9 protein-coding genes and 1 pseudogene are annotated in these 11891 nt (G+C 70.6%); 4 read left to right on the top strand and 6 right to left on the bottom strand.

Annotation, left to right across the window (positions count from 1 at the left end; translation table 11 throughout):
• Nucleotides 1–45 precede the first annotated feature (45 nt).
• The gene (locus WMF42_RS29345) at nt 46–1134 is read right to left on the bottom strand and encodes an AAA family ATPase (RefSeq protein WP_437686182.1); all 1089 of its coding nucleotides are present in this window, start codon (nt 1132–1134) and stop codon (nt 46–48) included.
• Between the two features lie 297 nt (nt 1135–1431).
• On the opposite strand from WMF42_RS29345, the gene WMF42_RS29340 reads away from it, so the two are divergent.
• Both WMF42_RS29340 and WMF42_RS29335 read left to right on the top strand, forming a co-directional pair.
• Nucleotides 1432–2487, top strand: coding sequence for a 3-keto-5-aminohexanoate cleavage protein (locus tag WMF42_RS29340; protein WP_437686181.1), 1056 nt, complete (start codon nt 1432–1434; stop codon nt 2485–2487).
• Nucleotides 2433–2620, top strand: a pseudogene (locus WMF42_RS29335) (quinone oxidoreductase); the annotation flags it as partial. The gene WMF42_RS29340 and the pseudogene WMF42_RS29335, both read left to right, overlap by 55 nt.
• A gap of 20 nt (nt 2621–2640) precedes the next feature.
• Here the strand turns inward: WMF42_RS29335 and WMF42_RS29330 are convergent.
• The 4 genes from WMF42_RS29330 to WMF42_RS29315 form a co-directional block, all read right to left on the bottom strand.
• On the bottom strand, nt 2641–3654 hold the full coding sequence (locus tag WMF42_RS29330; RefSeq protein WP_437686180.1) for an HTTM domain-containing protein: 1014 nt from the start codon (nt 3652–3654) through the stop codon (nt 2641–2643).
• Nucleotides 3651–4202, bottom strand: a complete 552-nt coding sequence (locus WMF42_RS29325; RefSeq protein ID WP_063815963.1) for a hypothetical protein — start codon at nt 4200–4202, stop codon at nt 3651–3653. Before WMF42_RS29325 ends, WMF42_RS29330 begins: the two co-directional genes overlap by 4 nt.
• Before the next feature lie 105 nt (nt 4203–4307).
• Nucleotides 4308–4751 (bottom strand): hypothetical protein, encoded by a 444-nt coding sequence (locus WMF42_RS29320; protein WP_437686179.1) that lies wholly within the window; start codon nt 4749–4751, stop codon nt 4308–4310.
• Between the two features lie 197 nt (nt 4752–4948).
• Nucleotides 4949–6238, bottom strand: coding sequence for a serine hydrolase domain-containing protein (locus WMF42_RS29315; RefSeq protein WP_233562482.1), 1290 nt, complete (start codon nt 6236–6238; stop codon nt 4949–4951).
• Nucleotides 6239–7229: 991 nt separating this feature from the next.
• Here WMF42_RS29315 and WMF42_RS29310 point away from each other — a divergent pair.
• Entirely contained in the window at nt 7230–8849 is a 1620-nt protein-coding gene (locus tag WMF42_RS29310) for an ABC-F family ATP-binding cassette domain-containing protein (protein ID WP_061611775.1), read from the top strand.
• Nucleotides 8850–8868: 19 nt separating this feature from the next.
• Here the strand turns inward: WMF42_RS29310 and WMF42_RS29305 are convergent, their stop codons facing one another.
• A complete protein-coding gene (locus WMF42_RS29305; RefSeq protein WP_437686178.1) occupies nt 8869–9807 on the bottom strand; it encodes an aldo/keto reductase in 939 nt (312 codons plus the stop codon).
• Between the two features lie 583 nt (nt 9808–10390).
• On the opposite strand from WMF42_RS29305, the gene WMF42_RS29300 reads away from it, so the two are divergent.
• Nucleotides 10391–11644 (top strand): PAS domain S-box protein, encoded by a 1254-nt coding sequence (locus tag WMF42_RS29300; RefSeq protein ID WP_061612728.1) that lies wholly within the window; start codon nt 10391–10393, stop codon nt 11642–11644.
• The last annotated feature ends 247 nt before the right edge of the window (nt 11645–11891 follow it).

Below are 11891 nucleotides of genomic sequence, written 5' to 3'. Positions count from 1 at the left end.
CCCCCGACGCCGGCACCGCTCGCAGGGCTCAGGCGGGGGCGGACGTCATTCGTCCTCCGCCGCGCCGCCCGCCAGCTCCGTCTCTCCACCTCGCTTGCCAAGCTCGATGAGCCGGCACGGCGTCGCCTGCCGGATCCGCTCGGCCAGCGGGCGGGAGTGCGTCGTGATCCAGAGCTGGCTCCGCGATGCCGCGTGCACAAGGAGATCCCCGAGCGGGCCGAGCAGATCCGGATGCAGGCTCGTCTCCGGCTCGTTCAGCGCCATCAGCATCGGAGGCCTCGGGCTCAGCAGCGCCGCCAGCAGGCAGAGATAGCGCGCCGTGCCGTCCGAGAACTCGCGGGCGTCGAGCGGGCGCGACATCCCGGGCAACGCGAGCTCGACGCGGAACCGCCCCTGCGTCGAGGAGACCTCGAGCGACGCGCCCGGGAACGCGCTGGACACGGCATCCTTCAAGGCACCCCTGTCGCCGATATCGAGGATCGTCGCCAGCGCCGCGGCCAGATCGTGGCCATCGGTGCTGATCACCGGCGTGCGCACACCGACCTGCTCCACCCGCAACGGCGCGCCGGGGTCGGTGCGGAAGTGGTGATAGAACCGGAAGTTCATGAGCTGTTGCCGCACCGCCGAGAGCAACGGAAAGCGGTGCGGCTCCACGACCTGCGCCAGCACCGACTCCGAGCCCCAGAGCGAGAAGGGGAATGTCACGCGGTGGCCGTCCACGTCGCGCGCGAAGGCCGAGCCAGCGGCCCGCTCCAGCATCGGCAGGCGGCGGCGCTTGTCGAGCAGCCAGAGGTTCTCTTCCTTGATGTCCGGGTCCAGCGCGAACGGCCCGGCAGGCGGCGGTGTCAGACCACACTGAAGCTCGTAGACGAGCTGATCCAGCCGCACCCGCAGCGTCATCCGCACCGGGCCCTTGCTGCGCTGGCCGGCCCAGAGCACAGACGGCATCCCGCCCTCCTCGGCCAGGGTGCGCGCGAAGCTGCCGCTCGCCGCGGCGCCGAGCAGCACCATGGTGCGATAGAGGTTGGTCTTGCCGACGCCGTTCGGTCCGACGATGATGTTGACCTGCGCGAGGGGGAGGGTCAGCTCGCGGATCGAGCGATAGCCCGCGACGTGGAGCTCCTGGACCGCCATCCCGCCCAGGATAGCCGATCGCGGTCCCCGCCACGCGCGCCGCGATCAGGGGCGCGGCACCATGGTCGACGCCAGATCGAGCGCGGACGCCCGCCGACGACCCGCCGGGCGCCCGAGCGCCATTCAAGGCGGTGGACACTGACGCTGCATCCTTGCGTTCGGAGCGGCAGGGAACCAGAGAGGGACCGTGGATCTGGAGGATGCAAACCACGGTGTGAGCCCGCTGGTGCGCAGGAGCATCACAGGACCTGGTTCCGGGGTGCCCTGGATTCGACGGGCCCAGAAAAAGGAGTGCCGATGAACTTTCCGGATCGCTCCCTTCTGCCGGAGAACCAGGAAAAGCTCGTCATCACGGTGGCGCCGTACGGGCCGGAATGGGAGCCGGCCGATTTTCCGGAAGACATCGCGGTGACGATGGAAGAACAGATCCAGAAGGCGGTGGATTGTTATTCCGCGGGCGCCACCGTGCTGCACGTGCACGCGCGCGAGGCGGACGGCAAGGGATCCAAGCGGCTCTCCAGGTTCAATGAGCTCCTGGCGGGGCTGCGCGACGCGGTGCCCGAGATGATCCTGCAGGTCGGCGGATCGATCTCCTTTTCTCCGGAGGGCGAGGGGGCGCAGGCCAAGTGGCTGAGCGACGACACGCGCCACATGCTGGCCGAGCTCTCGCCGAAGCCCGACCAGGTCACGATCGCGATCAACACCACCCAGATGAACGTCGTCGAGCTGATGACCGAAGATGACTACGCCGGCAGCTCGTTCGCGCGGCCGGACGTCTACGAGGCGTACCGCGAGATGACCGTGCCGGCCGGCCCCGCCTGGGTCGAGGAGCACCTGAGGCGGCTGTCGGCAGCGGGCATCCAGCCCCACTTCCAGCTCGCGAACATTCCCCAGCTCGAGACCGTGGAGCGCCTGATCCGCCGCGGCCTCTACACCGGGCCGCTCAACCTCACGTGGGTCGCCATCGGCGGCGGGTTCGACGGGCCGAGCCCCTACAGCATGATGGAGTTCGTCCGCCGCGTGCCCGACGGCGCCTGCCTGACGGTGGAGTCCCTCATGCGCAACGTGCTGCCGATCAACACGATGGCGATCGCGATGGGGCTGCACGTCCGCTGCGGCATCGAGGATTCGCTGTGGGGGCGCAAGGGGCAGCGAATGACCTCGGTGCAGCAGATCGAGCAGCTCGTCCGCATCGCGCGCGAGCTCGGCCGCGATGTGGCGGACGGCAGGGAGGCCCGCCGCATCTACAAGATCGGCGAGACATACAGGGACGCCGACGAGACGCTGTCGACGCTCGGTTGGACACGCTCGGGGCGTACTGCACCGAGCGGATCCTGCCCGCAGCGCCGCTGATCCGGCTGCCGGAGGGTATCGGCTGCGAGACAGCCGCGGCGATGACCATGCGGGGCCTCACGTCGGCCTACCTGCTGCGCCGCATCTGGCTTCGAGGGCCGGCGACGGCCTCCTGGTGCACGCGACGGCGGGCGCCTAGGCGGGCGGCGAGGGTCATCCCTGCGGTCCAGTGAGCGCGCGGGGGCTCGTCGTGATGGACGACGGGCACGTCGAGCCCTTGCGCGAGCGCCTCGGCGACGGGGCGCGGGCGTCCGCGGGCACGCCGAAGGCGGCGAGGGTGAATACCGGCATGATGGCGCCGAACACGCCGAGCCCCATGAACGCCGCGATCCCGAGGTGCAGGAGGGCCGTGGCCACGATGACGGCGCGCCGGGTGAGCCGCGGCCAGATGAGGAACGCGTAACCGATCTCCACGCCGAGCACCGCCCACCCCGCGGCCTGCGCGATCCACGGGTGCCAGGCCAGCCAGGAGAAATCGAGCTGGCGGTACTCCGGGAGCATGACCGAGCGCCAGATCGCCTCGCCGTTCCACCACGACGGGCCCGACGCCTTCTCCAGCCCGCTGGCCAGGTACGCGACGCAGAGGTGCATCTGGATGACGCGCAGCCCGAGCCGCGCGGCCGGCGTCGGCTCGGCGGCCGCGCGGCTCGACCCGCGCATCCATCGATCGACGGACAGCGCGGCGCCTGACGGGATCCAGACGAGGTAGAAGAGAAAGATGTTGGCGAAGAGATCCGCTCCGTAAACGGTGGCGTCCGCCGTCACCATCAGCACCCTGTGGGTGAGCCACGCGATCAGGGCAGAGGTCCTCGTCCGGAACCCGCAGAGCAGCGAGGCGAGGGAGAGCACGTAGACGGCGCCGGTGCATGCGAGGAGCGACGTCTCGCGGATCCCGAGCGGGCCGAGCCGCTCGGCCAGCCAGCCGATCCCCGGCAGATCGATCTCGGCAAAGGCCTCCCGCAGCGGACCCTGGAGGATGCCTGCTGGACCGTAGAGCTCGAAGAGCGCGGGAGCGACGAGCGCCGCCTGGACGAGGAGCACGGTCGCGAGCCCGATGCGGAGCGCGGCGAGGGGCTCCGCGGACGCAGGGGCGAGCGCGAAGCGCTCGATGAGCGAGGCGACGCGGGAGAGCCCCGCTCTACAGGAGATCAGGCGCGGCGCGGTCACGGCCCACCGCCGCTGCTCTGCCGGGCGGCCGGAACCCTGGACTGCGGGACGAGCTTCGCCTGATAAAGCAGGTCCCACGCCGGCCGGCGGCCCTCGCGGTACTGCTGCATCGAGGGCAGATCGCAGATCTCCAGCCGGACGACAACGCTCTCGGCCCCAGGGTGCCTCGTGAACATCTTACCCGCCCACGAGGCGACGAGCGAGCGCCGCAGCGCCTCGTCCTCCGCCTGCAAGAACAGCGAGAGGATGCTCCTGACGCGGAGATCCGCCTCGTGGTTGGCGCCCGATTCCAGCACCTCGGCGTGGGCCGCGCCGTTCGCGTCCGTGACCTGGAACCTGGCCCAGGGCAGCGCGCTGACCGCGGGAGCGAAGAAGTTGTAGGCGCTGCCGGCGCCGGAGACCGCACCATGATAGGCGATCACCCCGCCGAGCACCCCCGCCACCCGCGGATCCACGCGGAGCGCCCCGAGGACGACGCAGCCGAGGTGCGCCGCGGCGGCGGCCACGATGACGACGGTGCGCCCACGACTCCGTGCTCTTCCACCCATGGGGATCCCCTTCCTACTCCACGCGCCTGGAGGCCCTGCGCGGCCGCGCGGCGCCGAGGCGCCGCGGCTGAGCCTCGGCGCCTCGACGCTGCGAGCGGCGCGCCATCACCGATCGTCGGGGAGGCTCACCTCGGGCGTGGGAAAGTCCCCTCCCGGAGCCGCCTCGACCCCCGAGGAGAGCGAGCGCCACGGCCGATACCACCCGTACGGCCGGAAGCCCGGCCGGTAGCCGTACGGCCGGTATCCGTAAGCGCTGTACGGCCGGTAGCCATAAAGGCCGTACGGCCGGTATCCGTAAGCGCTGTACGGCCGGTAGCCATAAAGGCCGTACGGCCGGTATCCGTAAGCGCTGTACGGCCGGTAGCCATAAAGGCCGTATGGCCGGTAAGCGCGATATGGAGCCACGACGACCCGGGAGTCGTCGAGGCCCGGGCTCGCCGTCTCCTCGACGATCACGAGATCCTGGATTGGCGTTGTGGTCTCCGCTGCAGCGAGCTGCGTCGTGCCGAGCGCGATGCCGGACAGGGCCAGCGCACCAAGCGCTTTCATCAGCTTCATCATGGACTCCTTTTCGATCCGAGCGGCTTGATGGGTGTCACCCCATCCAGGCTGCAGCCATGACGATGCAAACGTGAGGCCCGTTCGGGCTGTATCGCTGGCGCTCCGCGCCGCGGCGCCGACTCCCGACAACCCCGGCTCCGCGCAGGGGGCCCCGTCCGACGGAGGATCGCGTGTGCAAGCGGCGATCAGCGCCCGGCGCTCGAGGCTCCGGTCTGCACGACCGCGCGTGTCGGGCGCGCGGCGACCGCGCCCCGCTCGGCCCGGCGCATTGTCAGGAGTTCCGACAGGTCGTCGACGATCGTGCGGGCGTCGCCGACCTCGAGGTTGACGAGCACGGTGATAGAAGCATCGCCGTCGACCGCGTAATAGGACGAGGACGTGAATCCCCAGATACCGCCGTCATGCCCGTACTGGGGGCCGAGCTGGGATTCACAGCGCGACAGCCCGAGCCCGTATCCGGTGACCTCGCCCAGCCTCGCGTCCACCCAGGTGGTCATCTCCGCGAGCTCGGCTGGGCCGAGCAGCTCGCCGTCGAGCACCTTGCGGTAGAAGCGCGTGAGGTCGTCGGTCGTCGAGACCAGGGCGCCCGCGGTGCCGGCCGCCGACGGATCCGCCGCGGAGGTCGTGTCGACGAGCTTCCCCCTGTCGATCCCGTAGCCGCGCACGAGGCCCGGCAGGGCCGCCTCGGCGCCGTCGAGGTAGGTGTGCGCGAGCCCTGCCGGCTCGAGGATCCGGGCGCGGAGCAGCTCGCCGACGGGCTCCCCCGACGCGGCCTCGAGGATCAGGCCAGCGATGATGTAGTTGGTGTTGGAGTAAGCGAAGCCCTGCCCAGGCTCGAAATACGGCGGGTGCGACGCGGCGACCTCGATGAGCTCCCGGGGCGTCCACGCGCGCGCTGGATCAGAGAGGGCCGCGGACCAGAACTCGTCGCTCTGCGTGAAATCGTAGATACCGCTCGTGTGGTTCAGGATCTGCCGGACGGAGATCTGCTCGCCGTCGGGGACGCCCTCCACGTACCTGGAGACGCCATCGTCGAGCGACAGGCGGCCTTCGGCGCGCAGCATCAGCGCCAGCGTGGCCATGAAGGTCTTGGTGATGCTCCCTACCCGAAAGAGGTCATCGGGTCGCATGGGGACCTTCGCGTCCGCGTCCGCCACCCCGGAGGCGCCGCGCCAGCGGCACGCGCCGAGGCTCACGGCGGCGGCTGCGCCGGGGAGCCCCTGATCCTCCACGGCCGCGTCGAGCGCGGCCTGGAGCTCGGCCGAGATCTCGTCGCAATCGACGCTCGTCCCGCCGCCAGCGCCTCCGGCGCCGGCGGTTTCTACATCACCGCTCTCGACTCCACCGTTCCCGCCGCCCTCACCCGTCGATCTGGCCTCTGCCTGAAGCGACGCGGGCGAGGAGCTGCCGCACCCGGCGAGCAGAACGGCCCCGGCGCAGGCGAACAAAGCGGTCCGCTGCAAAACACGGCTCATCGATCCGATCTCCACGATCCCCTATGAAGTTCACTGCTGCGCTCCGCCGTGCTGGTCCCGAGAGCGTCTCGGAGCGGCCCTGCGAAGGGGGCGCATCAACGCGCAGGTGGTCTGAGGGTGTCAACGCGCGCGGACGACGATGGTGCTCTCCACGACACGATCACAGCAATACCAGCCGTGAGCGGCCTGGTCGCGGTGGGCCACGTCACCTCAACGTGCGGCTCGAAGGGTGGCGGCCGGAGGCCCCCTCGCGCCAGTGAACCCGGTATCTCGTGAACCGTGAGTCGCCTGGTTGCCCGCGCGACGTGCAGCTTGGCGCCGCGCGACGGTGTCAAGGCCAGGTTCGCGTCCTACTGGGACCCAGATCGCCACGGCTTTCAGCGACGTCGGTCACAGGCTGATCCTCGAGGGGATGAACGAGGAGGGAAACTACTGGGTCAACGGCGTTACCATACGCCCTACACGTTTCCCGTGCTGTGGGACACGGGGTCGGACATCAAGCGCACGGACGGCTCGTTCTCCGCGGAGTGGCAGGCCGTCATGAACGCCGTCGACCGTTCGTCGGCGCCAGAGGCGTGCCGCCCGGTACCGAGCGCCCTGGCCGCGAGGGGGTCGGCGTCGAGGCCAGCGCAGCGTCGCCCAGCGGTGAGGCAGCGGCCGCGAGCCGAGCGCGCCCAGGCCGATGGCCAGCTCGCGGACGCCGGGCGCGCCTGGACCGAGGCGGACCGGCAGGCCTTTCCGGCCCCACCACGCCGCGCCCGGCGGCCCGCCCTCGCTGGCGGAAGCTCTTGCTCGGGCTCACCGTCGAGCGCTCCCGGACGATGTTCGGGCCGGCGCGCGGCGCTCGCCCTGGCCGGCGCGCGGCGCTCGCCCTGGCCGGCGCGCGGCGCTCGCCCTGGCCGGCGCACGCGGCGCTCGCCCCGGCCGGCGCGCGTCCGCAGGAATTCACCGGAACCGCAGGCGCACACGTGCTACGCCCCGCGCCGCTGAGATGATCACGCTCGAAAAGCTCACCAAGCGGTACGGTCCAAAAATTCTCTTCGAGAACGTCTCGATGCGCTTCGACCCCGGCAAGCGCTACGTGCTCGTCGGCGCGAACGGCGCGGGGAAGTCGACGCTCCTCAAGGTCATCTCCGGCGAGGAGGAGTCGGATCAGGGCTCCGTCGAGATCCCGAGGCAGCTCCGGGTCGGGGTGCTCAAGCAGGACCATTTCGCCTACGAGTCCTGCCGCATCCTCGACACGGTCCTGATGGGGAACCGGGCCCTCTGGGACGCGATGCAAGAGCGCGACCGGCTGTACGAGGTCGAGATGACCGACGAGGTCGGCATGCGGCTGGCCGAGCTCGAGGGCACCATCGGCGAGGAGGACGGCTACACAGCCGAGTCGCGCGCGGCCGAGATCCTCGAGGGGCTCGGGATCGCGACCGCCCGGCACACGAGCACGGTGAGCACGCTCGCGGGCGGGTACAAGCTCCGCGTCCTCATCGCCCAGACGCTCTTCGCGGGCGCCGACGTCCTGCTCCTCGACGAGCCGACCAACCACCTCGACCTCGACTCGATCCGCTGGCTCGAGGCGTACCTCACCGACACCTTCCGCGGGACGCTCCTCGTCGTGAGCCACGACCGGCACTTCATGAACGCGATCGCGACCCACGTCGCCGACGTCGACTACCAGACGGTCACGCTCTACACGGGCGACTACGACGACTTCATCGAGCAGAAGACGACGGGCAAGCGCCAGTCGGACGCCGACGCCGCGCAGAAGAAGAAGAAGATCGCCGAGCTCAAGGACTTCGTGGCCCGCTTCGGCGCGAGCGCGAGCCGGTCGAGCCAGGCCCAGTCGCGCGTGAAGGAGATCGAGAAGCTCGAGGCCGGCATCCAGGTGCGGCGCTCGAGCGTCGTCCGGCCGTACATCAAGTTCGAGATCGAGAAGCCCTCCGGCCGCGACGTGCTGCGCGTCGAGGCCCTCGCCAAGAGCTTCGGCGACCTGCGCGTGATCCAGAAGCTCGACTTCAACCTGAACCGCGGCGACAAGCTCGCGGTGATCGGGCCGAGCGGCATCGGCAAGTCGACGCTGCTCAAGCTGCTCGTCGGCGAGCTCACGCCCGACGCCGGCAAGGTCACGTGGGGCCACGACACGAACGTGGGCTACTTCGCGCAGGACCACCACGAGGCGATCGAGCCGGGGTACACGGCCTACGACTGGCTGTACCGCTTCGACCCGAGCGCGCCGAAGGAGCACGTCCGCTCGGTGCTCGGCAAGCTGCTCTTCAGCGGCGAGGCCGGGCTCAAGAAGACGGAGAACCTCTCCGGCGGCGAGGCGGCGCGCCTGTTCCTCGCGAAGCTCATCCTGGTGAAGAACAACGTCGTGGTGCTCGACGAGCCGACGAACCACCTCGACGTGGAGAGCATCGACGCGCTCCTCCAGGCGCTCATCGACTACAAGGGGACGGTCATCGTCACGAGCCACGACCGGCACTTCGTGGGCAAGCTCGGCACCCGCGTGCTCGAGCTGTCGCCGCGGGGTCCGCAGCTCTTCAACGGCACGTACGACGAGTACCTCGAGGGGCCGGGCAACCCGAACAACTACCAGGGCGCCAAGGCGTCGTAGCGCCGCGCCCGGCGGCGCCTCATCGGGCCGGCGGCGGGGCGAGGCCGTCGAGCTCCTGGAGCTCGTCCGCGGTCAGCCGCCAGCCCACGGCCGCGGCGTTCGCGCGCACCTGCTCGGGCGACGTCGCGCCGGCGATCACGGAGGCCACCGCCGGGCGGGCGGCGAGCCACGAGAAGGCGAGCTCCAGCAGGGTGTGGCCCCGGGACGAAGCGAACGCGGCGAGCGCGGCGGCGGCGCTGCGGTTCCTGTCGGTGAGGAAGCGCGCTGTCAGCGGCGCCTCGGGCGCGGAGAGCCTGGCGCCGGCGGGGGCGGGCTTGTCGGGGAGGTACTTCCCGGAGAGCAGCCCGCTCGCGAGCGGGAAATACGGCAGGAAGGCGAGCCCGAGGCGCTCGCTCGCCGCGAGCTCGTCCCGCTCGGGCTCGCGCTGGAGCAGGCTGTACTCGTTCTGGACGCTCACGAAGCGCGCCGCCCCCGCGCGGGTGGCCTCCTCGGCGCCGCGGAGCTGGGAGGCCGAGAAGTTGGAGGTGCCGATCTCCCGCACCTTGCCGGCGCGGACCAGCGCGTCGAGCGCCTCCAGCGTGTCGCCGATCGGCGTCTCGGGATCGGGGCGGTGGAGCTGGTAGAGGTCGATCCAGTCGGTGCCGAGCCGCCGCAGGCTGTCCTCCACGGCGCGCTGGATGTACGCCGGCTTCGCGCCGCCCTTGCGCTCGTCGTCGAGCGGGACACCGAACTTGGTCGCGATGATCACCTGGCTGCGCCGGCCGCCGAGCGCCCGTCCGAGCAGCTCCTCGCTGCGCGTACCGCCGTAGACGTCGGCCGTGTCGAAGAAGTTGATGCCCGCGTCGAGCGCCGCGTCGACCACCGCCGCGGTCCGCTGCTCGTCGATGCGGCCACCGAAGTTGTTGCAGCCGATGCCGACGACCGACACCTCGAGCGATCCGATCCGTCTCTTCTCCATGGGGTCATCCTTCCATCCGAGAGATCATGAGAGCTCCGGCGGGCCGCCGGGGCCGCGGCCGACGCGGAGCGGTGAGGCGACGAGGGGCGCCGGCATGATGAGGGACAGCGTGCAACGCAGCACGCGCGCGGGCGGGATCGCCGCGCGGTGGCGGGAGACGCGTGCACGGCCTGTGCCGGCGCCGGCCGGCGGCGCGCCTGCCCGACGCCGGCCGGGGCGCGGGGCCAGGAGGGCCGCGCTGGCCGTGGCGCAGCACCGGCGCAGCAGCGCTGCTCGTCCAGGAGCAGCGATTGTCGCGAGCGGCCGAGCGGCTCGCCTGTCGGGCACACAGGCGGAATCACCGCCGCGATCGCTGCCGCCGCGGCGGTGACGCGAGCTCGCACCCGAGCTCGGGTGGCCGGCGTCGCGCTCACGACGCCGGCGCGCCCGACGTGCGCGACAGCCGCGGACCCGAGCCGGCCCGCGCACTCGCCATGACCTCGTGGTCTGATGTGGTGTGCTCCGCGTGCATCGCGCGTCGCCGCGGGCGCCTGGCCGAGGGGGTCGACGGCCCGCTGCGGAGGTGATAGCCATGCTCTTCATCATGTCTGAAGCCTCTCGGCGCGACGACCTCGACCGCTTCTTCGAGCTCTCTGTCGACCTGGTGGGGATCGCCGGATTCGACGGATATTTCAAGCGCATCGGCCGGGCGTGGGAGCAGACGCTCGGCTTCTCGCGCGAAGAGCTCCTGGCAAGGCCCTTCCTCGACTTCGTTCATCCTGAAGATCACGAGCGCACAGCGAGCGAGTCGGCGAAGCTGTTGTCCGGCAACGGCACCGCGAGGTTCGTGAACCGATATCGATGCCGCGACGGATCGTATCTGTGGATCGAGTGGAATTCGGCGATCTACCCGGACGCCGAGCTCGTCTATTTCGTCGCGCGCAACATCACCGAGCGCAGGCGCGCCCAGGAGGCGCTGGTCGCGGCCGAGTCGAGGTTCCGGGCGGCGATCGACGGGAGCCTCGACGGGTTCTGCGTGCTGCGTCGCACGGTCGACGAGTCGGGGCAGACCGTTGATTTCGTGTTCACCGAGGCCAACCTGCTGGTGAGCCAGGTGACGTCGATGCCGCGCGAGGAGATCATCGGCCGGCGGCTCGCCGAGGTCTTTCCCAGGGTTCGCGAGCTCGGGCTCTTCGACAAATACGAGCGCGTCTTCCGGACGCGCGAGCGGCTCCTCGAGGAGGCGGAGAGCGCGCTGCCCTGGGGCAAGAGCCTGTGGCTGCAATACCAGATCATCCCGCTCGACGACGGCGTCGCGGTGACGGTCAGGGACATCACGGAGTCCAGGCGGCAGGAAGCGGAGCTCCGGGAGGCGCTCCAGCGCCGGGAGAGCGACGCCGAGGAGCTCCAGCGCAAGAACCGGCAGCTCGCGGAGGAGAACGCGGAGCGCGAGCGCGCCGAGGTGCTGCTGAGGCAGCAGCAGGAGACGATGCTCGCGATGTCCACGCCGATCATCCAGGCGTGGGAGGGCGTGCTCGTGCTGCCGGTCATCGGCGCCGTGGAGACCGCGCGGGCGTCGCAGATCATGGAGCGGCTGCTCCCCGAGATCGTCCGGACACAGGCGCGCTTCGCCATCCTCGACCTGACCGGCGTCAGCGCGGTGGACGCCGCGACAGTGTCGCACCTGCTCGCGGTGGTGCGCGCGGCGAGCCTCCTCGGCAGCCAGTGCCTCGTCTCCGGGATCTCGCCGGCGATCGCGCGGACAATGACCGAGATCGGCAGCGCGGAGGGGGCGTTCCTGACCTTCGGGCTGCTCCAGAACGCTCTCCGTCACGCGCTCTCCCGCTGCAGCGCCTAGCCCTGCCCACCGGGAGTCCGGCCAGCGATCCGGAGAGACTCAAACGCAAAGGCGCAAAGGCGCAAAGGCGCAAAGGCGCAAAAGAGAACGGGCTTCATGCATTCTTGCGTCCTTGCGCTCCTGGCGTCCTTGCGTTGAGCTCTCTCTCCTCGCGCGAGGCAGATCCGTGGCAGGATCTCTGACCCGCGGCTCACGACCGTCAGGGGCGCCCACCGTGGGCGCGGAGCAGCAGCGGGACAGCAGCGCT

Origin of the sequence: Sorangium sp. So ce176 (genome assembly GCF_051519835.1) — a bacterium.
GTDB classification, from domain to species: domain Bacteria; phylum Myxococcota_A; class Polyangia; order Polyangiales; family Polyangiaceae; genus Sorangium; species Sorangium cellulosum_G.
The sequence above is the reverse complement of the archived record's forward strand: the minus strand, read 5'-3'. Positions and strand labels throughout refer to the sequence as shown.